The sequence below is a fragment of the Dactylosporangium thailandense genome, from assembly GCF_059739745.1.
This window is the reverse complement of sequence record NZ_AP029195.1, coordinates 7,996,331-8,020,858: the sequence shown is the minus strand read 5'-3', so window position 1 is coordinate 8,020,858 and position 24,528 is coordinate 7,996,331. Positions and strand designations below refer to the sequence as shown.

Sequence of the window (24,528 nt, the reverse complement as noted above, 5' to 3'; positions counted from 1 at the left end):
GCGGCACGCCCTGCGGCGCGTCGCCGGGCTGTCCACCGAGCTCTCGGACGTCACCGAGGTCGAATACCGCCAGCTGCGCCTCGAGCGCGTCGTGCTGGTCGGGGTCTGGACCGAGGGCACCGTCACCGACGCCGAGAACTCCCTCACCGAGCTGGCCGCGCTCGCCGAGACCGCCGGCTCCCAGGTCCTCGACGGGCTCATCCAGCGCCGCAGCCGGCCCGACTCGGCCACCTTCATCGGCCGGGGCAAGGTCGACGAGCTGCGCTCGGTGGTGCAGAGCAGCGGGGCCGACACCGTCATCTGCGACGGCGAGCTGTCCCCGTCGCAGCTGCGGCAGCTGGAGTCGCGGGTCAACGTCAAGGTCATCGACCGCACGGCGCTGATCCTCGACATCTTCGCCCAGCACGCCAAGAGCAAGGAGGGCAAGGCCCAGGTCGAGCTGGCGCAGCTGCAGTACTTCCTGCCGCGCCTGCGAGGCTGGGGTGAGGCGCTCAGCCGGCAGGCGGGTGGCTCGGCCAGCGGCAACGGCGGCGTGGGCCTGCGCGGCCCGGGTGAGACCAAGCTGGAGATCGACCGGCGGCGCATCCGCACGCGCATCTCGCGGCTCAAGCGGGAGATCGCGGCGATGGCGACGATCCGCGACACCAAGCGGGCGACGCGGCGGCGCAACCGGGTGCCCGCGGTGGCGATCGCCGGCTACACCAACGCCGGCAAGTCCAGCCTGCTCAACCGCCTCACCGGGGCGGGCGTGCTGGTCGAGGACGCGCTGTTCGCCACCCTGGACACCACCACGCGCCGGGCGCGGGCCGCCGACGGGCGGATCTACACGCTCTCGGACACCGTCGGGTTCGTCCGGCACCTGCCGCACCAGCTGGTCGAGGCCTTCCGCTCCACGCTGGAGGAGGTCGCCGAGGCCGACCTGGTCCTGCACGTGGTCGACGGCTCCCACCCCGACCCCGAGTCGCAGGTCCGGGCCGTGCGCGAGGTGCTCGCCGAGGTCGGCGCGGACGCGGTGCCGGAGCTGCTGGTCATCAACAAGGTCGACATGGCCGACGAGGAGACCCAGCTGCGGCTCAAGGGCCTGTGGCCCGCGGCCGTCTTCGCCTCCGCCCGCACGGGCGCCGGCATCGACGACGTGCGCGCGGCGATCGAGGCGGGGCTGCCGTGGCCGGCCATCGAGCTGACGGCCGTGGTGCCGTACGAGCGCGGCGACCTGGTCGCCCGCGTCCACTCGATCGGCGAGGTCCTCGAGACCAGTCACCTCGCCGAGGGCACCCGCATCCGGGCACGGGTCACCGAGGGCCTGGCCGCGGAGCTCGCCCCCTATGCCATGTCCTCGTGATTACGCTGCGTCGCTGACGGCAGTTACCTGGAGTGACAGCCGGACCGGGCAACCCCAAAGCCGGTCCGGCTCTGCCAGACTTGCGGGATGCGACGACGGGTGGTGCTCAGTTCGGCTGCGGTGATCTGTCTCTCCGCCAGCGTCTCCGCACCGGCCGCGGCCTATGCGCCGTCGCCCACCGCGGCGGCCGGAGCGGGCGCCACCGTCTGCACCCCGAACCCGAAGGAGGTGAACGAGGTCTCCGGCCTCGTCGCCATCCCCGACGGCGGCTACTACGCCATCCAGGACAGCCAGCCCGAGCCGGCCCGGTCCAAGATCTTTGTGCTCGACGGCAGCTGCAAGCTCACCAAGACGATCAAATACGACCCGGGCCGGGCGCTCGACCCCGAGGACGCCGCCCTGGACAAGAACGGCACGCTCTACGTCGCCGACATCGGCGACAACGACGAGGCCGCGGGCGGTTCGAAGACGGCGCGGCCGACGGTGGCGATCTGGACCCTGACGGCCGGCTCCACGACCCCCGTGATCAACCGCCTGACCTACCCGGACGGCAAGAAGCACGACGCCGAGGCCCTGCTGCTCACCGGCGACAACCTGCCGATCATCATCACCAAGGCGGCGCCCAACGAGATCTACGTCGCCGAGAGCGCGCTCGTGCCCAACACCAAGGAGGGCGTGAAGCTGCGCAAGGCCGGCGACTTCAAGGCGCTGGTGGACACCAAGACCGCCAACCCGCTCGGGCTGCTCGGCTGGAAGCTCATCACGGGCGCGGCGGCCTCGCCCGACGGCTCCAAGGTCGTCGTGCGCACGTCGTCGGACGCCTACGAGTTCGACGTTCCCGGCGGCGACGTCATCAAGGCCCTGACCAGCGGCAAGCCGCGCATCACGCCGCTGCCCAACGAGCCGCAGGGCGAGGCGATCACCTACACGCCGGACGGCAAGAACTACGTGACCGCCTCCGACCAGGACTCGTCGAAGAAGTCGGCGCTGCTGAAGTACACGCCGACGGACATCTCGGTCGCGGCCGGCAGCGGCGGGAACGTGCCCTCGCCGAAGGCCAAGGAGCAGTCGTTGCTGCAGTCGATCACCCTCCAGGACATCACCTACGCGGTCGCCGCGATCGGCATCGTCGGCCTCGGCCTCGTCATCGCGGGCGTGGTGGGCATCCGCCGCTCCCGCGCGGCCCGGCGCGCCGCGGGACCGGGCAACGGCCGCGGGGACGGGCCCGACGACGACTTCGCGATGCCGGCCGCGGTCGGCGGCGGTGCTCCCGGGGTCTACGGCGGTCCGGGCGGTGGCCCTGGTGGCCCTGGTGGCCCTGGTGTCTACGGCGGCGGTGGCCAGGGCGGTCTGAGCGGCGGCCGTGGTGGCCCCGGCGGCGGTGTCTACGGTGGCGGTGGCGGTGGTGGCGGCCGGGATGGCGGCGGCAACGTCTACGGCGGCGGTGGAGGCGGCGGCCAGGGTGGCGGCGGCGTCTACGGCGGCGGCGGTTCCGAGCGGCCGGGCAATCGCCAGGGCGGCGGCGTCTACGGCGGCGGTGGCGGTGGTGGCGGCGGCCGGGATGGCGGCGGCAACGTCTACGGCGGCGGTGGAGGCGGCAGCCAGGGTGGCGGTGGCGGCGTGTACGGCGGTGGCGACCAGCGTGGCTTCGCGCAGGGCCCCCCGCCGCGCGAGGGCCGCGGTGGCTACGGTCCGGGGGACCAGGGCGGCTACGACCGCGGCTACGCCCCGCACCGCTGACGGATCGACCCGGGCCGTTGACCGTCCTGGGTCGTCGACCGTCCTGGGCCGTTGACGGACCCGGGCCGGAAGGCTTCCGCCGGGGCTGAGGCGGGCGGGAAGCCTTCCGGATCGTGTTCAGGTCACGACTACGGCGACCGGTGGCCGCACGTGCCGAAGCCGTCGTCCCAGACGATCGCGCGGCGGGTGCCGGGTCCGCGGACGCCGTCGGCGGTCGTGCCGGCGATGCGCTGGGCGGCCGGCAGCGCGCTCTTGGTCTGCGGCCCGAACTCGCCGTCGGCCGAGATGGAGTTGCTCGGGTCCCGAGTGGCCCTGCTGCAGGTGGCAGTTCGCACGCTACCCGGGGTGCGCGTTATCGGCGTCAACGTCGGCCTGTCTGGGCAGACGAAACCGCCGCCCGGTGTGGTGACACGAGCGGCGGTCGGCGCGGGCGCTGGCCGGGGCGGGCCGCAGTTCAGATGCGGCGGACCACCGTCACGACGCGGCCCAGGATCGTCGCCTGGTCGCCCTGGATCGGGTCGAAGGCGGCGTTCTGCGGCATGAGCCAGACGTGGCCATCGCGGTTGCGGTAGGTCTTCACCGTCGCCTCGCCGTCGAGCATGGCGGCCACGATGTCGCCGTTGTTGGCGTTGGGCTGCTGGCGCACGACCACCCAGTCGCCGTCGCAGATGGCCGCGTCCAGCATCGAGTCGCCCTTGACCTGGAGCATGAAGAGCGTGCCCTCGCCGACGAGCTCGCGGGGCAGCGGGAAGACGTCCTCCACCGCCTGCTCGGCCAGGATCGGTCCACCGGCGGCGATGCGGCCGAGGACGGGCACGTAGGCGGGCGCGGGGCGCGCGGCGCGGGCGGCCTCCTCGTCGACCGTCACGAGCTCGCTCGGCGGCCGGACGTCCACGGCCCGGGGACGGTTGGGGTCGCGGCGCAGGTAGCCCTTCCGCTCCAGCTCCTTGAGCTGGTAGGCCACGCTCGAGGGCGACACCAGGCCGACGGCCTCGCCGATCTCGCGCACGCTCGGCGGGTAGCCGTTGCGCTCCACGGCGGCGCGGATGAACTCGAGGATGCGGCGCTGGCGGACGGTCAGGTCGGCCGCGAAGAGGTCGGGGAAGGCGCTGACCACGGCGGTGACCGCGCGCATCTCCGGCTCGCCGCCGCGGCGGCGGGTGGCGCGCTTGGCGCCCGCGCGGCCGGCGATGGCGGTGACCTCGGCGCCGGGGCCGTCGATGAGCTCGTCCGGCTCGCTCGCGGGTGCGTCGGTGCGGTCGTCGGCTGACACGTCGTCCTCCCTCGTGTTGGCAGTCGCGGGGCGTTCGCCGCGCCTGCTGACGAGCCGTGGGGTGGCCCGTCACCCGGGGGCCGCGCGGGTTGCGGTCCCGGTTGTCGCATCGGTGGCTCCCGCGCGCGCGGAAACCGGGGGTGTGGCGGCTCCCGCGGGTGCGGAGGCCCGGATGTCGCGTAGATCCGGTAATCCCGATCGAAAGCCGATCGTGTGTGGATCACCGTAACGCCGGGGTCGGGCAGTTTCAAACATCTGTACTACGTGGCGCGCCGATTTTTCGGCGAGTTGGCTCGACACGGGTCTTCTCCCTCTGATAGACCATCGTACGGCTGTTCGATCGAACGCGTGTACGCAAAAGGGGGCCGACATGGGACGGCGGGCCGAAAACGGGCACACAAACGCGCCGATTCGCCTCACCGGACGGGGCCGGGTCGTGGTGTTCTGCTTCCTGCTGGCGGTGGCCGGTGGCCTCGTGGCGCTCGTCTCCGCGCCCGGGCAGGCGGCCGATCCGCCGTCGGGGCCGCCGCCGACGGTCATCGTGCAGCCGGGCGACACGCTGTGGGACATCGCGACGCGCACCAAGGGCCGTGAGGGCCGCGACGCGACGGTGGAGGAGATCCGCCGCCTCAACAATCTCGGCGGCTACGACATCGACGCCGGGCAGCGGCTCGTCCTGCCTCGCCGCCGCTGACCGATCCGGAAAATCGTTCGCAATCACCCTTTGCCGGATATTTCGCCCGGCGAGGTATAAAACCGATACGTCAAGGCGCGCGCGGTCCGGTTCCTGAGACTCGCGACACAAAAGGGTCGGGATCCTCGTTTGACTTGCGTCGACGTAGGCATCGGCATAGCGTCTACCCCTAGATGTAGTAGTTACAGGGGTGTAAGTCGTCCACAGATTGTGGATTCGGCAGCCACTGTTCACCGACTGTAGTAAACCGGCGAGTAGGCCTCACGAGGGCGCTCGTCCGGTTCGGCGTGCCCGTTTGTCCGGACTGTCCGGCGTACTGTGGAGAGAGGTCCATCGACATGCGGTGCCCGTACTGCCGGCATGCCGACTCGCGGGTGGTCGACTCCCGGGAGGCCGAGGACGGTCAGATCATCCGGCGCCGCCGGTCCTGCCCGGAGTGCGGCCGGCGGTTCACCACCGTCGAGGAGGCGGTGCTCGCCGTGGTCAAGCGCAGCGGGGTCACCGAGCCGTTCAGCCGGACGAAGATCATCGCCGGGGTGCGCAAGGCGTGCCAGGGCCGGCCCGTCGACGAGGACGCCATCGCGGTGCTCGCGCAGAAGGTCGAGGAGACGGTCCGGGCCCGGGGAGCGGCGGAGCTGCCCAGCCACGAGGTCGGGCTGGCCATCCTCGCGCCGCTGCGGGACCTCGACGAGGTGGCCTACCTGCGCTTCGCCAGCGTGTACCGGTCGTTCGACTCGCTCGGCGACTTCGAGCGGGAGATCGCGGCGCTGCGGGCGGGGGCGGAGGCACCGGCCCGGGAGCACGAGTCGCCGGGGGACGGCTCCTCGGTGCCGGCCGCGCGCGTCGGCTGACAGCAACGTATTAGCACGGCACATGGGTCGAGTAGGCCCGGTAAAGCGGACAAAAAGCACAAAACACCAACCGGTACGCACATGCGGTACCGATGATGACGCTGACTGAGGGGGCCGCGCATGGCGGGGGAGACGAAGACGAAGGCAACGGCGCGCAAGGACCAGCGGGAGGGGCTGCGGGTCGAGCGCGTCTGGACGACCGAGGGGGTGCACCCCTATGACGAGGTGACGTGGGAGCGTCGCGACATCGTCATGACGAACTGGCGGGACGGCTCGATCAACTTCGAGCAGCGGGGCGTCGAGTTCCCGGCGTCGTGGAGCGTCAACGCCGCCAACATCGTCACCACCAAGTACTTCCGCGGCGCCGTCGGCACCCCGCAGCGCGAGCAGTCGCTGCGCCAGCTGATCGACCGCGTCGTGACGACCTACACGAAGGCCGGCCGGGAGCACGGCTACTTCGCGACCGAGCGCGACGCCGAGATCTTCGGCCACGAGCTGACCTGGATGCTGCTGCACCAGGTGTTCAGCTTCAACTCGCCGGTCTGGTTCAACGTCGGCACCACCTCGCCGCAGCAGGTCAGCGCCTGCTTCATCCTCGCGGTCGACGACTCGATGGACTCGATCCTCGACTGGTACAAGGAGGAGGGGCTGATCTTCAAGGGCGGCTCCGGCTCCGGCGTGAACCTGTCCCGGATCCGCTCCTCCAAGGAGCTGCTGACCAGCGGGGGCACGGCCAGCGGCCCGGTGTCGTTCATGCGCGGCGCGGACGCCTCGGCGGGGACGATCAAGAGCGGCGGCGCCACCCGCCGCGCGGCCAAGATGGTCATCCTCGACGTCGACCACCCCGACGTGGAGGAGTTCATCGAGACCAAGGCCCGCGAAGAGGACAAGATCCGGGCCCTGCGCGACGCCGGCTTCGACATGGACCTCGGCGGCCGCGACATCGTGAGCGTGCAGTACCAGAACGCCAACAACTCGGTGCGCGTCTCGGCCGAGTTCATGCAGTCCGTCGAGGACGACACAGAGTTCGGGCTGCGCTCGCGCCTCGACAACAGCGTCATCTCCACCGTCAAGGGCAAGGAGCTGTTCCACAAGCTCGCCCAGGCCGCGTGGGAGTGCGCCGACCCCGGCATCCAGTACGACGACACGATCAACGCCTGGCACACGTGCCCCGAGACCGGGCGGATCACCGCGTCGAACCCCTGCAGCGAGTACATGCACCTGGACAACTCCAGCTGCAACCTGGCCTCGCTGAACCTGCTCAAGTACCTCAACGCCGACGGCACGTTCGCCGTCGAGCAGTTCGTGAAGTCGGTCGAGCTGGTCATCACCGCGATGGACATCTCCATCTCCTTCGCCGACTTCCCGACCGACAAGATCGGCGAGACCAGCCGCGCGTACCGCCAGCTCGGCATCGGCTACGCGAACCTGGGCGCGCTGCTCATGGCCAGCGGCCTCGCGTACGACTCCGAGGGCGGCCGGGCCGTCGCGGCGTCGATCAGCAGCCTCATGACGGGCACCGCGTACCGGCGCTCGGCCGAGCTGGCCGGGGTCGTCGGCGCCTACGACGGCTACGCCCGCAACGCGACCGCGCACGCCCGCGTCATGCACAAGCACGCCGAGGCCAACGCCGTCATCGGTACCGTCGGCGCCGTCGACGCCGCCATCAAGGACGCGGCCACGGCCCAGTGGGCGCTCGGCAACGAGATCGGCGCCAAGAACGGCTGGCGCAACTCGCAGGCCAGCGTCCTCGCCCCGACCGGCACCATCGGCCTGATGATGGACTGCGACACCACCGGCGTCGAGCCCGACCTGGCCCTGGTCAAGTTCAAGAAGCTCGTCGGCGGCGGCTCGATGCAGATCGTCAACCAGACCGTGCCGCGCGCCCTGCGCACCCTCGGGTACCAGGAGGAGCAGGTCGAGGCGATCGTCGAGCACATCTCGGCGCACGGCCACGTCGTCGACGCGCCCGGGCTCAAGCTCGAGCACTACAGCGTCTTCGACTGCGCCATGGGCGAGCGGACCATCGCGCCCATGGGCCACGTGCGGATGATGGCGGCCATCCAGCCGTTCATCTCCGGCGCCATCTCCAAGACGGTCAACATGCCGGAGGCGGCGACCGTCGAGGACGTCGAGGAGATCTACTACCAGGGCTGGAAGCTCGGCCTCAAGGCGCTGGCGATCTACCGCGACAACTGCAAGGTCGGCCAGCCGCTCTCCGCGGTCTCCTCGTCGAAGAAGGAAGAACCGGCGCCGGTCGTCCAGGAGGTCGTGAAGACTGAGAAGGTGATCGAGTACCGTCCGGTCCGCAAGCGGCTGCCGAAGAAGCGGCCGAGCTCGACCGTGTCGTTCTCCGTCGCCGGGGCCGAGGGCTACCTGACCGCCTCGTCCTACCCGGACGACGGCCTCGGCGAGGTCTTCCTCAAGATGTCGAAGCAGGGCTCGACCCTCGCCGGCGTCATGGACGCGTTCTCGGTCGCCATCTCGATCGGCCTGCAGTACGGCGTGCCGCTGGAGACCTACGTCTCGAAGTTCGTGAACATGCGCTTCGAGCCGGCGGGCATGACCGACGACCCGGACATCCGCCTCGCCTCGTCGGTGATGGACTACATCTTCCGCCGCCTGGCGCTGGACTTCCTCGACTTCGACACCCGCTCGGAGCTGGGCATCCTGACCTCGGCGGAGCGCGCGGCCCAGCTGCGCGCCGAGGCCGCGGGCAACGGCGGCGACTCGGACGTGGACCTCACCGAGATGCGCAACTCGGCCCCGGTGGAGAAGCCGGCGGCCGCCGAGAAGTCCAAGCCGGCGGAGGTCGAGCCGCCGCGGCGGATCGGCTCCTCGACCGAGCTGCTGGAGCTGGTCCAGGGCAAGGCGGCCGACGCGCCGCTGTGCTTCACCTGCGGGACGAAGATGCGCCCCGCGGGCAGCTGCTACGTCTGCGAGGGCTGCGGCTCCACCAGCGGCTGCAGCTGACGTACGCCTGACGGTGCCCGGGTCCGCGCGGACCCGGGCACCGCTGTGTTCAGGACCAGGCGGTCGCGAGGCGGTCGAGGTCGGTGCGGTACTCGATCCGCTCGTACCAGTCCGCGGGGAAGCCCGCCTCGCCGTGGACCGCGCCGGCGAAGGCGCCCGCCAGGCAGGCGATCGAGTCCGAGTCGCCCGAGGAGGCGGCGCCGCGCGCGACCACGTCGACCGGGGAGCCGGGGAAGAGCAGCAGGCAGTACACCGCCGTGGCCAGGGCCTCCTCGGCGATCCAGCCCGCCCCGCCGGCCGTGCACGGGTCGGCGTCCGGGCCGACGAAGCGCACGGCGTCCTCCAGGCCGGTCAGCGCCGCCTTGCACTCGTCCCAGCCGGTCGCGATGAAGGCCTCCGGCGAGCCGGCCATCGAGCGCCGCCAGAGCTGGTCGCCGAGCCAGTCGCCGCGGTACACCTGCCGCTGCGAGTCACAGCGGGCGCGCAGGGCCGCCGGGAGCTCGGCCACGGCCAGCCCGTCGAGCAGCCAGCGCACGGCGAGGGCGGTCAGCTCGGAGGCGGCCAGGCCGGTCGGGTGGCCGTGGGTGAGCGCGGCCTGCAGCTGCGACGCGCCCGCGCGCTCGTCCTCGGACAGGCCCGGCACCAGGCCCAGTGGGGTGACGCGCATGTTCGCGCCGCAGCCCTTGGAGCCGGCCACCGTCGCCTCCCACCACGGCTTCCCGCGGGCGAGGTCTGCGCACGCCTGCATGCACGTGTTGCCGGGCGCCCGGTTGTTCTCGGGGCTGCGCGCCCACGCGACGAACAGCCGGTTCAGGTGCGGCTCGAGCCGGTCGGCGCTCAGCGGGCCCTCGGCGAGCGCGAGCTCGAGGGCGTCGCCGACGGCCAGGGCCATCTGCGTGTCGTCGGTGACCAGGGCGCCCGGCGGCAGGTCGCGGGGGCCGCGCGGGCCGAAGGTGGCCACGATGTCCTCGTAGGACCGGAACTCCGTGGGTTTGCCGAGCGCGTCGCCGAACGCGAGACCGAACAGGGAAGCCTTCACTGACATGCGCCGAAGCTATACCCGCACGACCTCCACGCGGGCCGCCGGGTGGCGGGCGCACACCGCGCGGGCGCGCTCCTCGGCCGCGTCGGACAGGGCCAGGAGGCGCACCGGGCCCGGCATCGACGCGACCGAGGCGTCGAGGCGGTCCGGGGCGGTCACCGGCAGGTGGTTGTAGATCGCGCCCGCGGTCGCGCCGGACGTGCGCTGGATCGTGGAGAGGAAGAGCGTCATCCGGTACGACTCGTAGCCCGTGTCATCCCCGACGACGAGCACGGGGGCGTCGCCGGGCAGCCGCGCGGACGCGCGCAGGAGCAGCCGGGCCTGGTCCGTGCGGGCCGCGACCGGACCGGCCAGCCAGGCGCGCCCCCAGGAGCCGCCCGGCTGGGGATGGTACGGCGTGTCGCCCCGCCCGGCCCCGGTGAGCGCCACGATCGCGACGAGGGCCGGCACCGCCGCCGGCAGCGAGCGGTGGCGCCGGGACACGGCCGGCGGCGGCAGATGCAGCGCGACCGCGCCCGCGCCCACGAGCAGCAGGGCGAAGACGAGGTAGAGCGCCTTGTTCGCGTAGTACCCGCTGCCGACCCCGAACATCCGCTGCCCGGCCAGCAGCACCCCGGCGAACGCGGCGACGGGGACGAACGCGAGCGCGTAACGCCGCCAGATCCGGCTGTGCCGCCCGCGCCGGGTCAGCAGCCCGGTCGCGACCAGCGCGGCGAGGGCGGCCAGGGCGTCGCGGCTCAGCACCAGGTACCCGATCGTGAACAGCGCGGCGGCCTGGTCGGCGAAGAGCAGCCCGTACGCCATCGGCGCGGCCGCGGCCACCCCGCACAGCGCGGCCAGGGCGAGCGCGACCGGGCGGCGGGCGGCCCGGCGCCAGTGCGTGCCCAGCCAGATCAGCGCGGCCAGCCCGACCGGCGGCAGGTAGAGGTAGTAGGTGAAGCCGACCGCCGTGAGCAGCGCGGCGACGAGCAGCAGCTGGTCGCGGACGCGCGGGAGCGGGCGCACGAGCAGCGCCAGCAGCAGGACGGCCTCGGCCAGGCCCAGCACCTGGCTCGGGTAGCCGAAGCTCAGCAGCTCCAGCATCTCCCCGGCCGCGCAGACGGCGGCGATGAGCGCGGCGAGCGGCAGGCACCGGGCCGGGGTCAGCGCGCCCGCGGCGACCCACTGGGCCGCCCAGACCAGAGCCAGGGCCAGGAAGGTGTACCCGGCGATCGTGAACCACAGATAGTGGGTCAGCATGGCGGTACCGCTGCCGAAATCGGAGCCCGAGGACCGGACGAACCCGTCGAGCAGCCCCGCCAGCAGGTGCGAGCCCTGCGGATAGTCGATCATGCCGCCGTAGACGTAGCGCCCGGCCCGCGCGTGGTCGGCGAACAGGTAGCCGCCGGTGCGCCGGATCGCGTCGAAGACCGCCGCGTGCCGGCCCAGGTCCTCGCCGTCGAGCATGATCGCCAGGCGCCGCTCGGCCCCCGCGTGCCACACCGGCCACGCCGCGACCAGGCCCACGACGCCGGCCGCGGCGAGCGCGACCGCGTCGGACCAGCGCGGCCGGGGCAGGCTCGGGCGCCGCCCGGTCGCGGCGGCGAGCAGGATCAGCGCGGTCGCGGCCGTCCCGCCCACGGCGACCGGGTGCAGCCCCCACGGCCAGACCGAGAACCCCAGCCCGGCCGCGCAGGTGGCGCCGAGCAGCAGGGCGGCCGCGAGCATCAGCCGATCGAGGAGGCTGCGGCCGCCGCGCAGCAGCGACGCCGTCGCGAGCAGCAGCAGGGGCGGCACGACGGCCGCCGCGTGGGCCGCGACGACGGCCGTGACCAGCAGCCACGCGGCCGCGACCAGGGCGGCGACGCGCAGTTGAACACGCCGGGGGGAGGGGCTCGGCACGTACATGTAACGATTTATCGGGAAACTTCGTGTCTGCCCGGTTCGTTAGTCCAACGTGACGACGCTGCGCGAGCGGTACGACCCCAAGGCCAACGGCCTCGGCCTGCTGCGGCTCACCCTGGCCCTGTCGGTGCTGGTCGCCCACGCCTGGCCGCTCGGCCTCGGCCGCCCCAACCCCGGCCAGGGCCTCACCCGCGGCCAGACCGACCTCGGCACCCTCGCCGTCGACGGGTTCTTCGTGCTCTCCGGGTTCCTCGTCGCCGCGTCCGCGCGCCGGGGCGGGGCGCTGCGCTTCGCCTGGCACCGCTTCCTGCGCATCTTCCCGGGCCTGTGGGTGTGCCTGGCCGCGACCGCGCTCGCCGCCGCCGTCACCGGGCACGGGGGCGGCCTCGGCTTCGTCCGCGGCAACGCCTCCGGCGCCGTGCACCAGTGGGGGATCGGCACCCTGTTCCTCGACACCCCCTACGGCCGGCTCGTGCAGGGCAGCGTCGCCAACGGGTCGCTGTGGAGCCTGGTGTACGAGCTGCTGTGCTACACCGGCCTCACGGTGCTCATCGCCGCCGGGCTGCCGCGCCGCGCCCCGTGGGCCGTGCCGGCGCTCGCCGCCGTCGCCTACCTCGTCATCGTCGTCGACGCGTGGCGGAACCCGACGACGCCGCAGTACCGCGGCGGGCTCGGCCCGTTCCCGCTGTGGGGCTACGTCGACCTGCAGCTCGCCTGCTACCTGGGGTTCCTGTTCCTGCTCGGCGCCTCCGCGCAGCTGTACGCGCACCGCGTCCCGCTGACGTGGCCGATCGCCGCCGCGGCCGGCCTCGTGCTGGTGGCGAGCCTCGTCTCCGGGGGCTTCTTCGTCGCCGGGTACCCGGCGTTCGCCTACCTGATCCTCTACGCCGCGTGCGCCGTCCCGCCCCGGCTGCACACGGTCGGCCGGGAGCACGACTACTCGTACGGCATCTACATCTACGCGTTCCCGGTCCAGCAGGCCGTCGCGCACCTCGGCGGCGCGGCCTGGGGCCTGGTGCCCTACATCGCGCTGTGCGTGCCCGCGGTGCTGCTCGTGGCCGCCGGCTCCTGGCACCTGATCGAGCGGCCCGCCCTGGCCCTCAAGCACCGCGCGTTCCCGGCGCGGCACCTAACCTTGGCCCGGTGACGCTGACCTTCTCCTGGCGGGGCGCCTTCACCTCGGCCGAGGTGTCCGCCCTGCACGCCCACTGCTTCTCGGCGCCGGGCGAGGCCGACTGGTGGGCCCGGGTCCAGGCCCACAGCCTCGGCTGGGTCGTCGCCCGCGACGGGGCCGCGCTCGCGGGCTTCGTGAACGTCGCGTGGGACGGCGGCGAGCACGCCTTCGTCCTCGACACGATGGTCGCCGCGCCCTACCGCCGCACGGGCGCCGGGACGCGACTGGTGGCCCTGGCCGCCGAGGAGGCCAGGGCCACCGGATGCCGCTGGCTCCACGTCGACTTCGAACCCCACCTCGCGAAGTTCTACCTGGAGTCCTGCGGCTTCACCCCGACGCCGGCCGGGGTCGTCTCACTGGTGCTTCCGTAGCGCCTTCAGGTCCTTGTGCGCGGTCTTGGCGGCCTCGCGGACCGGCGCCACCGCGGCCTTGATCGCGTCGCCGTCCGGCCCCGGCCGGATCGCCAGCAGCGCGTCGGCCTTCCCCGCGAGCGACTTCTGCACGGCGTCGGAGCCCGGCGTCCTGCCCGCCACCGCGAGCTCGGTGTCGATGGCGGCCGTCAGGCGCACCTTCGGCCCGGTGAGGATGAAGACGCGGTAGTCGTACACCATGCTCTGCGCGTCGGCCTTGAGCCCGGCGGCCGTCGTCTCGCCCTGGACCTTGGTCTTGAGCGCGGTCAGGCCGCCGCGCTGGTCGGCGACGAGCTTGGTGAGCGTGTCCTTGTGCGCGGCGGTGAGCTTCCCGGCACCGGCGATCGTGGCGTCGAGCTGCTTGAGCGCGTCGAGCCGCTTGTCGATCCGCGCCGCGATCGCCTGCTTGGCCTGATCGAGGGTGGGGGCCGCGGCCGCGGGTGCGGCGAGCGCGAGCGTGGCCCCGGCGGCGACGGCCGAGGCGAGCAGGGTCTTGACGATCCGGTGCATCAGTCCTCATCCTCCGGAGCCTGGGCGTCCTTGCTGAGCTGCTGCCCGACCTGGTCGAGCAGCCGGTCCACGTCCTCGTCGCCGTTGCCCGGGGCCTGCTGCCCGGCCGGCGCCGTGGTCGCGGTCGTTGCCGGCGGGGGCGCGGTCGCGGGCTGGTGCGTGCGGCTCCTGCCGCAGCCGCCCAGGAACAGCAGCCCCGCCGCCAGCGCGATGGCGAGCGTTCGTCTCATGACGGAGATGGTGCGGGCCGCGGGTAAGCGCAACCCGCGGCCCGATGTAAGCGTTTCGTCAGCGGCGCACGGCCGCGTTGATCGGCGTTTCGTCGGCGGCGCACGGCCGCGGTGATCGGCCTTTCGTCGGCGGCGCACGGCCGCGTTGATCGGCGTTTCGTCGCCGGCGCACGGCCGCGGTGATCTAGGCATTTTGTCGGCGGCGCACGGCCGCGGTGATTGTGGGCGTTTCGTCAGCGGCGCACGGCCGCGGTGACCTCCACCTCGAGGAGCGCGCCCGGCCGGAACAGCCTCGACACCTCGACCGTGGTGCTGGCCGGGGGCGTGCCGGGGAACAGCTCGCGCCGCACCGTCCCGTACGCCGGCAGCATCCCCAGATCGGTCACGAACGTCCGGATGTGCGCGACGTCGGCGAACCCGGCGCCGTGCGCCTCGAGGATGCCGAGGACGACGCGGAAGATGTGCCGCGCCTGGGCCGCCATGTCCCCCTCCCCGACGAGCACCCCGTCGTCGTCGACCGCGATCTGCCCGGCGAGGAACAGCAGCGTCGCGTCGCCGGTGTCGATGCGCGCGACGTGCGAGTAGGGCCCGGCGGGCGGCGTCACACCCGCGGGGCTGTCCAGCATCATGACCATGGTTCACGCCTCTCTGACAAGAACGGAAAGATCCGCATCCGGTACGGCCTGAGTCCCGCCCCGTTCCCGTGCGGCCCGGGCGAGCTTCAGCCGCGCGCCCTCCACGACGGGCACCTCCGCCTGCGCGTCCGCGCGGGGCCGTGCGCCCTCCACGACGGGGACGTTCGTCTGCGCGCCCGCGCGGGGCCGCGTGGCCTCCGCGACGGGGACATCCGCCTGCGCGTCCGCGTGGGGCCGCGTGGTGGCGATGGCCAGGCCGAGGTCCTTGGCGGCCAGCGCGACCGGGAAATGTGCGCCCCGGGCCGGCGCTCCGGCGCGTTCGACGGCGGCCCCGAGCGGCCCGTTGCGCAGCAGCTCGAGCGCGTCCGGGCGGGTGAGCCCGGCCGCCCCGGCGATCGTGAGCACGTCGGCGAGCGCCGCGACCGCGGTGATCATGGCCGCGTTGAGCACCAGCTTGGCCGCCGCGCCCGCGCCGAGGGGGCCGCGGTGCTCGACGGTGCCCAGCGCGTCGAGCACCGGCCGCACCCGCGCCACGTCCGCCGCGTCCCCGCCCGCGAGGATGCGCAACGTCCCCGCGGCCGCGGCCCCGACGCTGCCGCCGACCGGCGCGTCCACGAGCGCGACACCGGCGGGAAGGAGGGCCGCGACCGCGCGTACCGAATCCGGTCCGATCGTCGACATCTCCACGACCACCGTCCCGCGCCCGAGCGGCACGCGCCCGAGCACGTCGAGGACCGCCGCCCCGCCGGTGAGCATGGTGATCACGACCCCGGCCCCGGCCACGGCCGCGGCGAGATCGTCGGCGACGGCGACGCCCGGAAGCGTCCCGCGGGGCGTGCGATTCCAGCCGGTGACGCTCCACCCGGCACCGGCGAGCCGCACGGCGATCGCGGCCCCCATCCGCCCGAGCCCGAGCACGGCGACGTTCAGGTTCATGGGCCCGACACTATGGATCTTCCTCATATGCCACCAGCGAATGTCTGACATCGCGGCCATGCGCCGTGAGAATGTCTGGTTCGTGCAGACCGAGATGCTCGAGGTGTTCCGCGAGGTCGCGCGGCAGCGAACGATAACCGGGGCGGCGGCGACGCTGCGATACACGCAGTCGGCGGTGTCGCGGCAGATGGCCGCGCTGGAGGCCGAGTTCGGGGCGAGGCTGTTCGACCGGCTCCCGCGCGGGGTGGAGCTGACGGCGGAGGGGCGCTGCCTGCTGGAGCACGCGTCGGCGGTGCTCGACCGCCTGGGCGCGGCCCGCCGCGAGGTCCGGGCGGTCCGCGACGCCGAGACGGGCCGCCTGCGCGTGGGCGCCTTCGCGACCGCCGACGCGGCGGTGGTGCCACGGGCCATGGCGCGGTTGCGCTCGTCCCACCCGGATGTGGAGATCTCGCTGGTGGAGGGCGTCACCGCTCGGCTGCTGTCGGCGCTGCTGGTGGGGGACGCGGACGTGGTGCTGGTGAACGCCGGCGCGGATCGGCCGTTCGCGGACGAGCGGTTTCGGCTGCATCATCTGGTGGACGAGCCGTTGTTGCTGGGTGTCGGGGGCTCGCATCGGCTGGCTGGCGGTCGCGGGGGAGTCGGAGCTGATCCGACATCCTGGCGGATGTCGGAAATGTCGCCGGGGGATGGCGAAATCGGGCGGCGGGTCGTCCGGCTGCGGGAGGTGGCCGGCGAGGCGTGGGTCGCCGGGTCGGCGCGGGTGGAGGAGACGCTGCTCGGGGCGAGTGCGCGGCTCGGGTTCCGGCCGCGGATCGAGTTCGTGGTGCAGGAGTGGACGGCGAAGTTCGGGTTCGTGGCGGCCGGGCTCGGGGTGACGCTCGTGCCGGGGCTCGCCGCTCGGACCGCGCCGGCCGATGTCGTGCTCCTGCCGCTCGATCCCGCCGAGGTGCCGCCGCGAACCGTGGTGGCGGCGACGTTGGCCGGGCGCACGGTGCCGCCGGTCGTCGAGGCGTTCCTAGTGACCCTGCGGGTCGAGGTGGCGGCCGCGCTGCGGGACATTCCCCGGGCGGAGGTGCAATAGCGCGCCTTCGCGAGGGGAGGTGCAATTGCGCGCCGCGTGACCCGGCGCGCGTGGGGGATCGGGCGGGTCGAGGTGGCGGCCGCGCTGCGGGACATTCCCCGGGCGGAGGTGCAATAGCGCGCCTTCGCGAGGGGAGGTGCAATTGCGCGCCGCGTGACCCGGCGCGCGTGGGGGATCGGGCGGGTCGAGGTGACGGCCGCGCTGCGGAGCGCCGGGTGCGAGTCGCGGGTTGAACACCGCCCGGCATGGCGAGCGCGCGGCCGGGAAGTCGCGGCGGGGGAAGCCGGTCAGGCCTCCTCGGCCGTTGCCGGCTCCGGGAGCGGGGACGGGGTGTGGCGGATGCGCCGCAGGCCCACCGCGGCCGAGACGCCCGCGGCCGCCACGTCCGCGAGGGTGAACAGCAGGCGGGAGACGAGCGTCAGAGCCCAGGCCGTCGGCCACGGCAGGCCCAGACCGACCAGGGCGATCGCCATCAGGAACTCGCGCGCGCCGAGGCCCGACGGGGCGACGATCACGAACGTGCTGATGCTCATGGCCAGGGCCATGGCGAAGACGGAGCCGACCAGGCCGTGCACGCCGGGGAGGTGGGCGCGGACCAGGAACCAGATGTGCACGCCCGCGGCCAGGTAGCCCACGGCGCACCAGGCGCTGCTCACCAGGACCGCGCGCCAGGTGATCGGGCGGTCCAGGGCCGGGCGGCGCAGGATGCGCATGGCGCGGCCGACCAGGTACGTCAGCAGCGGCGGATAACAGCACGCCAGGCCGAACGGGAGCAGGATCACCGCGCACCAGACGGCCACGGCGGCGAAGGTCTGGTGCTTCGTCGCGTCGGCGCCGTCGAAGGCCACGCCGAAGCCGGGGGCGGTCAGCACCAGGCCGACCGTCACGCCCAAGCCGGTGACCACGGCCGAGCCGATGAAGACCTTCGCGCGCGAGACACCGACGCGGCGGCCGAGCTCCATCTGGACCACGTACGCCCACACGGTGCCCGGCAGATACTTGCCCAGGGCGCCGATGAGCTGGATGGGCGCGGCGTCGCGGATGCGCAGGGGGTGGTCGAGACTGCCGACCATCGAGCGCCAGGCCATCATCGTGGCCCAGAGGCACGCCACGGCGGCGGCCAGGGACGCGGCCAGCGACGGCCACGACAGGCTCCGGAACGTCGCCGAGACCGAGGACCACTGCTGGACCGTGGTGGCGATGATGAAGTACGCGATCGCGAGCGCCGCGAGGATGCGTACCACCTGAATCACGCGGGCGCGCCACGGGCGGGCCGGTTTCGCGGGAGCCGCCGGGGCCTGCGTGCCGTCGTCCATTGCCACCCCACTCACGGTCGGTCACGCTAGCACGCCATCCGAGACCCCTAAGATGGCGCGATCCGAGGTGAAGGAGTCTGCCGTGCGGTACGTCGTCATCGGAGGAGGCATCGTCGGACTGGCGACCGCCCATCGGCTGGTCCAGGACCGGCCCGACGCCCGGGTGACCGTGGTGGAGAAGGAGCCGGGCTGGGGTGCCCACCAGACCGGGCACAACTCCGGGGTGATCCACGCCGGGGTGTACTACAAGCCGGGTAGCCTCAAGGCCACGCTCTGCAAGGCCGGCAGCGCCTCGATGGTCGAGTTCTGCGCCGAGCACGGGATCGCCCACAAGGTCACCGGCAAGCTCATCGTCGCGACCGGGGAGGACGAGCTGCCGCGGCTGCGGGCGCTGTACGAGCGGGCCCTGGCCAACGGGCTCCCGGTGCGCATGGTGAGCCAGGGGGAGGCGCGGGAGTACGAGCCGGAGGTCGCCTGCGTCGAGGGCATCCACGTGGCCTCGACGGGGATCGCCGACTACAAGGCCGTGTGCGTGAAGCTCGCCGAGCTCGCCGAGAAGGCGGGCGCGACGCTGCGGCTCAACACCGCCGTGGTCGGCATCCGGGCCAACGGTCGCGAGGTCGTCGTACGCACGACGACCGGCGACATCACCGCCGACGTGCTCGTGAACTGCGCGGGCCTGCACGCCGACCGGGTCGCCCGGATGGCCGGGATCAGTCCGCCGGCGCGCATCATCCCGTTCCGCGGGGAGTACTACGAGCTGCGCCCCGACCGCCGCCATCTCGTCAACGGCCTCATCTATCCGGTGCCGGACCCGCAGTTCCCGTTTCTGGGAGTACACCTGACGAAAATGGTCGACGGGAGCGTGCACGCGGGACCGAACGCGGTGCTGGCGATGGCCCGCGAGGGCTACACGTGGGGGCGGATCCGGCCCCGGGACGTGGCCGACGCCGCCACCTATCGCGGGTTGTGGGCGCTGGGGCGCAAGCATCTGCGGTACGGCCTCACCGAGGTCCGCCGATCCCTGTCCAAGCGACGCTTCGCCGAGAGCCTGGCCCGGCTCGTGCCCGCGGTGACCGCGGCGGACCTGGTGCCGGCCGAGGCCGGGGTGCGCGCCCAGGCGATCACGCCGGCCGGCGACCTGGTCGACGACTTCCTCATCGTGACCGAGGGGCGGCAGGTGCACGTGCTCAACGCACCTTCCCCGGCGGCGACGAGCTCGCTGGAGATCGCCAAGTACATCACCGCGCGTCTGCCGGTATAGGGTGCCCGCTGTGCGAAGGGTGCTGATGGCCGTCGTTGCCCTCTCCGCCACGCTCGTCGCCGGGTGCGACGACGCCGGCGCGAGTCCGGCCGCCCCGCCTTCGACCGCCCCGGCGGCGGCCGCGGGCGGCGCGTGCCAGCTGCTGGACTTCGGCATGGTGAACGCGAAGCTCGGGCTGAACCTGAGCGTGGCCGCGGGCGCGTCGATGGACAACTCGTTCAGCTGCGTGCTGCAGACGGCGGCGGGCAGCTACCCGGACCTGGTGCTGTCGGTGACCACGACGACCATCGGGGCCGACGTGTTCAGCTCCAGCATCGCGCCCAAGGGCGCGCAGGCGGTGGAGGGGCTGGGCCTGGTCGGGTACCAGCGGCCGACGCCCGCCGCGGAGAACGCCGGCCCCGGCACGGAGAAGGCCGGCCCCGGCGTGGAGGTGGGCTGGCTGGCCGGCAACAAGCGGATCATCAAGCTGTCGCTGCGGCTGGCTCCCGATGCCGGGGACGACAAGGCCGCGGCGGAGATGCCCAAGATGGTTGAGCTGGCCAAACTCATCGACCTGAGCAGTCTGTGACGCTGATTTCACTGTGCGTTCGCGGTTTTTCGGCCCATGCTAGCGTTGAATTGAGCTGAACGGCCGACGCCGGTCAGCGGTGTGCCCGACGGAACTGCTCCTCCGGATCGCCGAAGTATCGCCACGGCCAGATCGCCGGCCGGTCGCCCCCGAGCTCGAGGTGCGTGCGCAGGCGCTCGGGTTCGCCGGCCTGGTGGTAGAGGGCCGCGAAGGCCTGGTGCGCGCTCATCGTCCACGGGTGCGTGGCGAAGTCGTCGTAGCCGGCGACGAGGCGGTCGGCGGCGGCATCGGTCTCGCGGCGGACCTTGGTGTCGGCGAAGTACCGCCAGGCACGCCAGAACCGGCCGACGACGTTGCCGCGCAGCATGCCGTCGACGTAGCCCTCGATGTGCGCGAGGGCAACGAGCGCGTGCAGCGGGTGACCGTCGGGGCGCTCGGCGCTTCGGGTCTGGGCGAAGGCGATAACCTTGTCCTGGCTGCCGTACCAGCGCCGGGTGAGGCCGGTCAGGTGCCGGGTGTGGGCCGCGTAGAGGTCGGGCTGCAGCACGCACGCCCGCTTGAACGCGTCGGCCGCCTCGGTCCTGTGCAGCGGGGCGCAGACGACGGCGCCGGCGAGTTCGCTCCACGGCACCGGGTCCTCCCGCGAGAGTGCGGCGGCCTGGCGGAGGGCGGTTCTGGCCTCGGCCACGAGGACCTGCTGCTCCTGGACCAGGCGGTCGGTCGCCAGCGGGCCGGTGTGGTTGTCCTCGCGGGCGGCCCAGGCGGCGGCGGAGAGTGCGGCGCCGAGGAGGAGCCAGCGTTCCGGGCGGTACGCCTGCTGCGCCGCCACCTCGCGGAGCCGGTCCAGGCGCCGGGTGCCGGCGGCGCCGAGGATCGCCACGACGTGTTCGCGGTGGGCCGGGTCGTCGGTGTCGGCGATCAGCTCCAGGGCCGGGGTCGGGTCGGCGTCGTCTGCCAGGGCCCAGTGGGCCTTCTCTAGGGGTTCGTCGAAGAAGGCCTGGTCGAATGCCACGTGCTCAGGTTAGGTGCGGGAATATCGGATTTGTTGGCTTGAGTGGGGATATCACCCGAGATTGAGGGATTAGCCCGCTTTGGGTGATATGCGGAGATCGGAGCCGGCGGGCGTCGGCGACGGGCGAGTAGGTGCGACATGGGCGGATCGCGGCCGAATTTGGCGTTATGTCGCTATGTGCGCATGGTGAATGATTAGAGCGTGCGCTCGTCGTAGCGGGCCCTCGCCGCCGCCACGTCGGCTCGGTGGCGTTCGGCCCAAGTCGTCAGGGCTGACAAGACGGCCTGGAGCTCCAGGGCCATCGGGGTCAGTGAATACTCCACCCGGGGCGGCACCGTCGGGTAGCTCGTGCGCAGGACCAGGCCGTCGCGTTCCAGGTTGCGCAGGGTCAGGGTCAGCATGCGCCGGCTGATGCTGGGAATCGTCCGTTCCAGGGCCGAGAAGCGGATCGGGCCGGGAGCCGCCGCCACCAGGATCGACACGCTCCACTTGGAGCCGACCCGGTCCAGCACGTCCTCGACGGAGCAGGGGCCGCACTCGGCAGAGGAGAAGGGCGGTGGTGGGTGTTGCGACATGCGCGGTCCCACCACCCCTCCCGAGCGTCAATGAACCTAGGCCGCCGCGACGAAGACGCGCGACGCCACCTCGCGCGGCAGGCGGATGCGCTCGCCCTCGCGGTCGATGGACACGCCGTCGCGCTCCTGGGCGACGGTGACCGTCGCGCCCGGGTCGATGCCCGCGGTGTGCAGCTGGCGCAGCACGTCGGCGTCCGTCTGGACCGACTCGCAGATGCGGCTCACGACCACGGAGCCGGCCAGGCCGGGGAAGGCCAGGTTGCGCTCCGGGTCGGCGTGCTCGCCGGGGGCCTCGCCCCGCAGGCCGTCCAGGCCGGGGATCGGGTTGCCGTAGGGCGAGCGCGTCGGGCGGCCGAGGAGCTCGTACACCCGCTGCTCGACGGCGTCGCTCATCACGTGCTCCCAGCGGCACGCCTCCTCGTGGGCCTCCTCGTAGGGCAGGCCGATCACGTTGACGAGCAGCAGCTCGGCGAGGCGGTGCTTGCGCATGACGGCGACCGCGTGCTCGCGGCCCTGGTCGGTGAGCGCCAGGTGGCGGTCGCCCTCGACGATGAGCAGGCCGTCACGCTCCATGCGGGCTACCGTCTGGCTCACGGTCGGGCCGCTCTGGTGCAGCCGCTCCGCGATGCGCGCACGCTTGGGGACGACACCCTCCTCTTCGAGCTCGAGGATCGTCTTCAAATACATCTCGGTGGTGTCGACTAGGTCGTTCACTGCCGTTGCCCTCCCGGTACGCGATGGTACTCGCTGCGTACGACAAGATTGGAGCGTGACAGCCAACCGGGCGATCTTGAACGTCGCCGCTCTCGCCGAGCTGGTGCGGTCCGCCCAACCGCCGACTCTTCTCGATGTGCGCTGGACCCTCGCGAAGGACGGCCGGGCCGCCTATGCGGCCGGTCATCTGCCTGGCGCGGTCTTCGTCGATCTCGACGAGGACCTCTGTGGGCCGCCCGGCGCCGGTGGGCGCCATCCGCTGCCCGATCCCGCCGCGCTGGAGGCCGCGCTGCGGAGACTTGGGGTCCGCGCCGAGCACCCGGTGGTGGTGTACGACGCAGGCGGGAGCAATCCTACCGGTGCCGCGGCGCGCGCCTGGTGGACGCTGCGCTGGGCGGGCATCGATGACGTGCGGGTGCTCGACGGCGGTTACGCGGCGTGGGTCGGGGCTGGACTCCCCGTGACGACCGAGGTGCCGGAACCGGACGAAGGCGACGTAACGGTGACACCCGGAGGGATGACGGTCTGGACCGAGGCCGAGGCGAGCGATCCGCGTAACACGTTGCTGGACGCCCGGGTCGAGCAGCGGTACCGCGGCGAGGCCGAGCCGGTGGATCCGGTCGCCGGGCACATCCCCGGTGCGATCAACCTGCCGGCCGCACGGACCGTCGACGAGCACGGGCTCCTGACGGCCATCGCCGCGCCGGCCGGGGCGGGCGCCTACTGCGGCTCCGGGGTCACGGCGGCGCAGCTGGTCCTCGCGCTGCACGAGCAGCAGCAGGAGGCGCCGCTCTACGTGGGATCCTGGAGCCATTGGATCACCGATCCCGAGCGCCCCATCGCGAAGGAGAACCCATGAGCACGCTGGTCGTGTGGGATGAGCGGCTCCTGCGGTACGACATGGGCGATCATCCCCTCGACCCCGTCCGGGTCGAGCTGACCATGGACCTCGCCCGCCGCCTCGGCGTCCTCGACCGCCCCGGCGTCGTGCTCGAGCGGGCGGAGCCGGCCACCGACGCCATGCTCGCCACCGTGCACGACCCCGACTACATCGCGGTGGTGAAGGCGGCCTCGACGGGCCGGCGGATCAATCTCATGGGCCTCGGTACCACCGACAACCCCACCTTCGCCGGCATGCACGACGCGAGCGCCCTGATCGCGGGCGCGACCCGGCGCGCGGCCGAGGCGGTGTGGACCGGCGAGGCCGAGCGCGCGGTCAGCGTCTCCGGCGGCCTGCACCACGCGATGCCGGACCGGGCCGCGGGCTTCTGCGTGTACAACGACCCCGCCGTCGCGATCAAGCGGGTGCTCGAGCTCGGGGCGGAGCGCGTGGCGTACGTCGACATCGACGTCCATCACGGCGACGGCGTGCAGGAGGTGTTCTGGAACGACCCCCGCGTGCTCACCGTCAGCCTCCACGAGTCGCCGCGCACGCTCTTCCCCGGCACCGGCTTCCCCGACGAGACCGGCGGCCCCGACGCGCCCGGCTCCGCCGTGAACGTCGCGCTGCCGCCCGGCACCGGCGACGGCGAGTGGCTGCGCGCCTTCCACGCCGTCGTGCCCGGGGTGCTGCGCGCGTTCCAGCCGCAGCTGCTCTTCACGCAGTGCGGCGCGGACACGTACCGCCACGACCCCCTCGCCAACCTCCGGCTCACCGTGGACGGGCAGCGGGCGGCGTACCTCGCGCTGCGCGACCTCGCCGCGGAGGTCGCCGGCGGCAAGTGGGTCGCGAGCGGGGGCGGCGGCTACGCGCTGGTCGAGTGCGTGCCCCGGGCCTGGACGCACCTGCTCGCGGTGCTGACCGGCGAGGCCCTCGACCCGGCACTGGAGCTGCCCGCGGCGTGGCGCGAGCTCGCCGAGCGGCGCCGGCCCGGCCACCCGCTGCCGGAGACGATGACCGACGGCGGGGTCACGAGCTACGAGCCGTGGGTGCCGGGCGAGTCACCGGACGCGGTCGACCGCACGATCATGGCGACCCGGCGCACGGTGTACCCCTTCTTCGGCCTGGATCCCCACGACCCGAGGGACTAATGGCGCACGGCGGCCTCGAGCCGGGTCAGGCGCTGCTTGATGCGGTCCAGCTCGGCGAGCATCTCCGTCTCGGCGGCGGCGGAGGTGCCGTAGGCCGTGTCCGGCGACGCGCTCGCCCGCAGCGTGGCGAGCTCGTCCTGCAGCGCGATCAGCGTCTGCGCGACCACGTCGAGGAACTGGTCGACCTCGTCCTCGTCGTAGCCACGCTTGCCGAACGGCGCCTTGGCGAACCGCAGCGCCTGCACGTCCGCCGGGGTCAGCATCATGGCAGAC

25 protein-coding genes are annotated in these 24,528 nt (G+C 72.9%); 12 read left to right on the top strand and 13 right to left on the bottom strand.

Annotated elements, in window-relative coordinates:
* Positions 1-10 precede the first annotated feature (10 nt).
* Positions 11-1,342, top strand: coding sequence for a GTPase HflX (gene hflX / locus AC6JBM_RS35660; RefSeq protein WP_497986584.1), 1,332 nt, complete (start codon positions 11-13; stop codon positions 1,340-1,342).
* Positions 1,343-1,429: 87 nt separating this feature from the next.
* The gene (locus AC6JBM_RS35655; protein ID WP_497978351.1) at positions 1,430-3,082 is read left to right on the top strand and encodes a hypothetical protein; all 1,653 of its coding nucleotides are present in this window, start codon (positions 1,430-1,432) and stop codon (positions 3,080-3,082) included.
* Between the two features lie 128 nt (positions 3,083-3,210).
* Here AC6JBM_RS35655 and AC6JBM_RS35650 read toward each other — a convergent pair whose 3' ends face one another.
* Both AC6JBM_RS35650 and lexA read right to left on the bottom strand, forming a co-directional pair.
* On the bottom strand, positions 3,211-3,417 hold the full coding sequence (locus tag AC6JBM_RS35650) for a peptidoglycan-binding domain-containing protein (protein WP_497978350.1): 207 nt from the start codon (positions 3,415-3,417) through the stop codon (positions 3,211-3,213).
* Between the two features lie 119 nt (positions 3,418-3,536).
* On the bottom strand, positions 3,537-4,217 hold the full coding sequence (lexA, locus tag AC6JBM_RS35645; protein ID WP_350622156.1) for a transcriptional repressor LexA: 681 nt from the start codon (positions 4,215-4,217) through the stop codon (positions 3,537-3,539).
* A 508-nt stretch (positions 4,218-4,725) separates the two neighbouring features.
* Between lexA and AC6JBM_RS35640 the strand changes: the two genes are divergently transcribed.
* The 3 genes from AC6JBM_RS35640 (at position 4,726) to AC6JBM_RS35630 (ending at position 8,873) form a co-directional block, all read left to right on the top strand.
* Complete coding sequence (locus AC6JBM_RS35640; RefSeq protein WP_497978349.1) at positions 4,726-5,049, top strand: LysM peptidoglycan-binding domain-containing protein; 324 nt, start codon at positions 4,726-4,728, stop codon at positions 5,047-5,049.
* 338 nt (positions 5,050-5,387) lie between these two features.
* The gene (gene nrdR, locus AC6JBM_RS35635; protein WP_497978348.1) at positions 5,388-5,900 is read left to right on the top strand and encodes a transcriptional regulator NrdR; all 513 of its coding nucleotides are present in this window, start codon (positions 5,388-5,390) and stop codon (positions 5,898-5,900) included.
* Positions 5,901-6,020: 120 nt separating this feature from the next.
* Positions 6,021-8,873 (top strand): vitamin B12-dependent ribonucleotide reductase, encoded by a 2,853-nt coding sequence (locus AC6JBM_RS35630; RefSeq protein ID WP_497978347.1) that lies wholly within the window; start codon positions 6,021-6,023, stop codon positions 8,871-8,873.
* Positions 8,874-8,922: 49 nt separating this feature from the next.
* Here AC6JBM_RS35630 and AC6JBM_RS35625 read toward each other — a convergent pair whose 3' ends face one another.
* On the bottom strand, positions 8,923-9,918 hold the full coding sequence (locus AC6JBM_RS35625) for an ADP-ribosylglycohydrolase family protein (protein ID WP_497978346.1): 996 nt from the start codon (positions 9,916-9,918) through the stop codon (positions 8,923-8,925).
* A gap of 9 nt (positions 9,919-9,927) precedes the next feature.
* On the bottom strand, positions 9,928-11,802 hold the full coding sequence (locus AC6JBM_RS35620) for a hypothetical protein (RefSeq protein WP_497978345.1): 1,875 nt from the start codon (positions 11,800-11,802) through the stop codon (positions 9,928-9,930).
* 49 nt (positions 11,803-11,851) lie between these two features.
* On the opposite strand from AC6JBM_RS35620, the gene AC6JBM_RS35615 reads away from it, so the two are divergent.
* Both AC6JBM_RS35615 and AC6JBM_RS35610 read left to right on the top strand, forming a co-directional pair.
* Positions 11,852-12,946, top strand: coding sequence for an acyltransferase family protein (locus AC6JBM_RS35615; RefSeq protein WP_497978344.1), 1,095 nt, complete (start codon positions 11,852-11,854; stop codon positions 12,944-12,946).
* Positions 12,943-13,344, top strand: coding sequence for a GNAT family N-acetyltransferase (locus AC6JBM_RS35610; RefSeq protein WP_497978343.1), 402 nt, complete (start codon positions 12,943-12,945; stop codon positions 13,342-13,344). The genes AC6JBM_RS35615 and AC6JBM_RS35610 overlap by 4 nt, the downstream gene beginning before the upstream one ends.
* Here AC6JBM_RS35610 and AC6JBM_RS35605 read toward each other — a convergent pair.
* The 4 genes from AC6JBM_RS35605 to AC6JBM_RS35590 form a co-directional block, all read right to left on the bottom strand.
* Positions 13,327-13,893 carry a hypothetical protein gene (locus AC6JBM_RS35605; RefSeq protein ID WP_497978342.1) on the bottom strand — a complete coding sequence of 189 codons (567 nt, stop codon included), beginning with the start codon at positions 13,891-13,893 and terminating at the stop codon, positions 13,327-13,329. The genes AC6JBM_RS35610 and AC6JBM_RS35605 overlap by 18 nt on opposite strands.
* Positions 13,893-14,123 carry a hypothetical protein gene (locus AC6JBM_RS35600; protein ID WP_497978341.1) on the bottom strand — a complete coding sequence of 77 codons (231 nt, stop codon included), beginning with the start codon at positions 14,121-14,123 and terminating at the stop codon, positions 13,893-13,895. Before AC6JBM_RS35600 ends, AC6JBM_RS35605 begins: the two co-directional genes overlap by 1 nt.
* 233 nt (positions 14,124-14,356) lie before the next feature.
* Positions 14,357-14,758, bottom strand: a complete 402-nt coding sequence (locus AC6JBM_RS35595; protein ID WP_497978340.1) for a RidA family protein — start codon at positions 14,756-14,758, stop codon at positions 14,357-14,359.
* A gap of 3 nt (positions 14,759-14,761) precedes the next feature.
* The gene (locus tag AC6JBM_RS35590) at positions 14,762-15,721 is read right to left on the bottom strand and encodes an NAD(P)-dependent oxidoreductase (RefSeq protein ID WP_497978339.1); all 960 of its coding nucleotides are present in this window, start codon (positions 15,719-15,721) and stop codon (positions 14,762-14,764) included.
* A gap of 31 nt (positions 15,722-15,752) precedes the next feature.
* Between AC6JBM_RS35590 and AC6JBM_RS35585 the strand changes: the two genes are divergently transcribed.
* A complete protein-coding gene (locus AC6JBM_RS35585; protein ID WP_497978338.1) occupies positions 15,753-16,775 on the top strand; it encodes a LysR family transcriptional regulator in 1,023 nt (340 codons plus the stop codon).
* Positions 16,776-17,062: 287 nt separating this feature from the next.
* Here AC6JBM_RS35585 and AC6JBM_RS35580 read toward each other — a convergent pair whose 3' ends face one another.
* Positions 17,063-18,106, bottom strand: coding sequence for a lysylphosphatidylglycerol synthase domain-containing protein (locus tag AC6JBM_RS35580; protein ID WP_497978337.1), 1,044 nt, complete (start codon positions 18,104-18,106; stop codon positions 17,063-17,065).
* A 67-nt stretch (positions 18,107-18,173) separates the two neighbouring features.
* Here AC6JBM_RS35580 and lhgD point away from each other — a divergent pair, with 67 nt between their 5' ends.
* Both lhgD and AC6JBM_RS35570 read left to right on the top strand, forming a co-directional pair.
* The gene (gene lhgD / locus AC6JBM_RS35575; RefSeq protein WP_497978336.1) at positions 18,174-19,355 is read left to right on the top strand and encodes an L-2-hydroxyglutarate dehydrogenase; all 1,182 of its coding nucleotides are present in this window, start codon (positions 18,174-18,176) and stop codon (positions 19,353-19,355) included.
* A 10-nt stretch (positions 19,356-19,365) separates the two neighbouring features.
* Positions 19,366-19,923, top strand: a complete 558-nt coding sequence (locus AC6JBM_RS35570; RefSeq protein ID WP_497978335.1) for a hypothetical protein — start codon at positions 19,366-19,368, stop codon at positions 19,921-19,923.
* Positions 19,924-19,996: 73 nt separating this feature from the next.
* Here AC6JBM_RS35570 and AC6JBM_RS35565 read toward each other — a convergent pair whose 3' ends face one another.
* From AC6JBM_RS35565 to AC6JBM_RS35555, 3 genes are all read right to left on the bottom strand, one after another.
* Positions 19,997-20,935 (bottom strand): hypothetical protein, encoded by a 939-nt coding sequence (locus tag AC6JBM_RS35565; RefSeq protein WP_497978334.1) that lies wholly within the window; start codon positions 20,933-20,935, stop codon positions 19,997-19,999.
* Between the two features lie 194 nt (positions 20,936-21,129).
* Positions 21,130-21,510 carry a winged helix-turn-helix transcriptional regulator gene (locus AC6JBM_RS35560; RefSeq protein ID WP_497978333.1) on the bottom strand — a complete coding sequence of 127 codons (381 nt, stop codon included), beginning with the start codon at positions 21,508-21,510 and terminating at the stop codon, positions 21,130-21,132.
* Positions 21,511-21,546: 36 nt separating this feature from the next.
* Complete coding sequence (locus tag AC6JBM_RS35555) at positions 21,547-22,224, bottom strand: iron-dependent transcriptional repressor DtxR (RefSeq protein WP_350622083.1); 678 nt, start codon at positions 22,222-22,224, stop codon at positions 21,547-21,549.
* 55 nt (positions 22,225-22,279) lie between these two features.
* Between AC6JBM_RS35555 and AC6JBM_RS35550 the strand changes: the two genes are divergently transcribed.
* The gene (locus AC6JBM_RS35550; protein ID WP_497978332.1) at positions 22,280-23,083 is read left to right on the top strand and encodes a sulfurtransferase; all 804 of its coding nucleotides are present in this window, start codon (positions 22,280-22,282) and stop codon (positions 23,081-23,083) included.
* Positions 23,080-24,255: an acetoin utilization protein AcuC gene (locus AC6JBM_RS35545; RefSeq protein ID WP_497978331.1), complete on the top strand. Its 1,176-nt coding sequence runs from the start codon at positions 23,080-23,082 to the stop codon at positions 24,253-24,255. Before AC6JBM_RS35550 ends, AC6JBM_RS35545 begins: the two co-directional genes overlap by 4 nt.
* Here AC6JBM_RS35545 and AC6JBM_RS35540 read toward each other — a convergent pair.
* Positions 24,252-24,521 carry a DivIVA domain-containing protein gene (locus AC6JBM_RS35540; protein ID WP_497978330.1) on the bottom strand — a complete coding sequence of 90 codons (270 nt, stop codon included), beginning with the start codon at positions 24,519-24,521 and terminating at the stop codon, positions 24,252-24,254. The genes AC6JBM_RS35545 and AC6JBM_RS35540 overlap by 4 nt on opposite strands.
* Positions 24,522-24,528: the final 7 nt, after the last annotated feature.

Bases quoted from the DNA above. Each gene is read 5' to 3' on its own strand.
- AC6JBM_RS35655 (WP_497978351.1), top strand. From the start codon at position 1,430: ATGCGACGACGGGTGGTGCTCAGTTCGGCTGCGGTGATCTGTCTCTCC.
- lexA (WP_350622156.1), bottom strand. From the start codon at position 4,217: ATGCGCGCGGTCACCGCCGTGGTCAGCGCCTTCCCCGACCTCTTCGCG.
- AC6JBM_RS35560 (WP_497978333.1), bottom strand. From the start codon at position 21,510: ATGTCGCAACACCCACCACCGCCCTTCTCCTCTGCCGAGTGCGGCCCC.
- AC6JBM_RS35545 (WP_497978331.1), top strand. From the start codon at position 23,080: ATGAGCACGCTGGTCGTGTGGGATGAGCGGCTCCTGCGGTACGACATG.
- AC6JBM_RS35600 (WP_497978341.1), bottom strand. From the start codon at position 14,123: ATGAGACGAACGCTCGCCATCGCGCTGGCGGCGGGGCTGCTGTTCCTG.
- AC6JBM_RS35585 (WP_497978338.1), top strand. From the start codon at position 15,753: ATGCGCCGTGAGAATGTCTGGTTCGTGCAGACCGAGATGCTCGAGGTG.
- AC6JBM_RS35630 (WP_497978347.1), top strand. From the start codon at position 6,021: ATGGCGGGGGAGACGAAGACGAAGGCAACGGCGCGCAAGGACCAGCGG.
- AC6JBM_RS35620 (WP_497978345.1), bottom strand. From the start codon at position 11,802: ATGTACGTGCCGAGCCCCTCCCCCCGGCGTGTTCAACTGCGCGTCGCC.
- AC6JBM_RS35590 (WP_497978339.1), bottom strand. From the start codon at position 15,721: ATGAGGAAGATCCATAGTGTCGGGCCCATGAACCTGAACGTCGCCGTG.
- AC6JBM_RS35595 (WP_497978340.1), bottom strand. From the start codon at position 14,758: ATGGTCATGATGCTGGACAGCCCCGCGGGTGTGACGCCGCCCGCCGGG.
- AC6JBM_RS35625 (WP_497978346.1), bottom strand. From the start codon at position 9,918: ATGTCAGTGAAGGCTTCCCTGTTCGGTCTCGCGTTCGGCGACGCGCTC.
- AC6JBM_RS35605 (WP_497978342.1), bottom strand. From the start codon at position 13,893: ATGCACCGGATCGTCAAGACCCTGCTCGCCTCGGCCGTCGCCGCCGGG.
- AC6JBM_RS35540 (WP_497978330.1), bottom strand. From the start codon at position 24,521: ATGATGCTGACCCCGGCGGACGTGCAGGCGCTGCGGTTCGCCAAGGCG.
- nrdR (WP_497978348.1), top strand. From the start codon at position 5,388: ATGCGGTGCCCGTACTGCCGGCATGCCGACTCGCGGGTGGTCGACTCC.
- AC6JBM_RS35640 (WP_497978349.1), top strand. From the start codon at position 4,726: ATGGGACGGCGGGCCGAAAACGGGCACACAAACGCGCCGATTCGCCTC.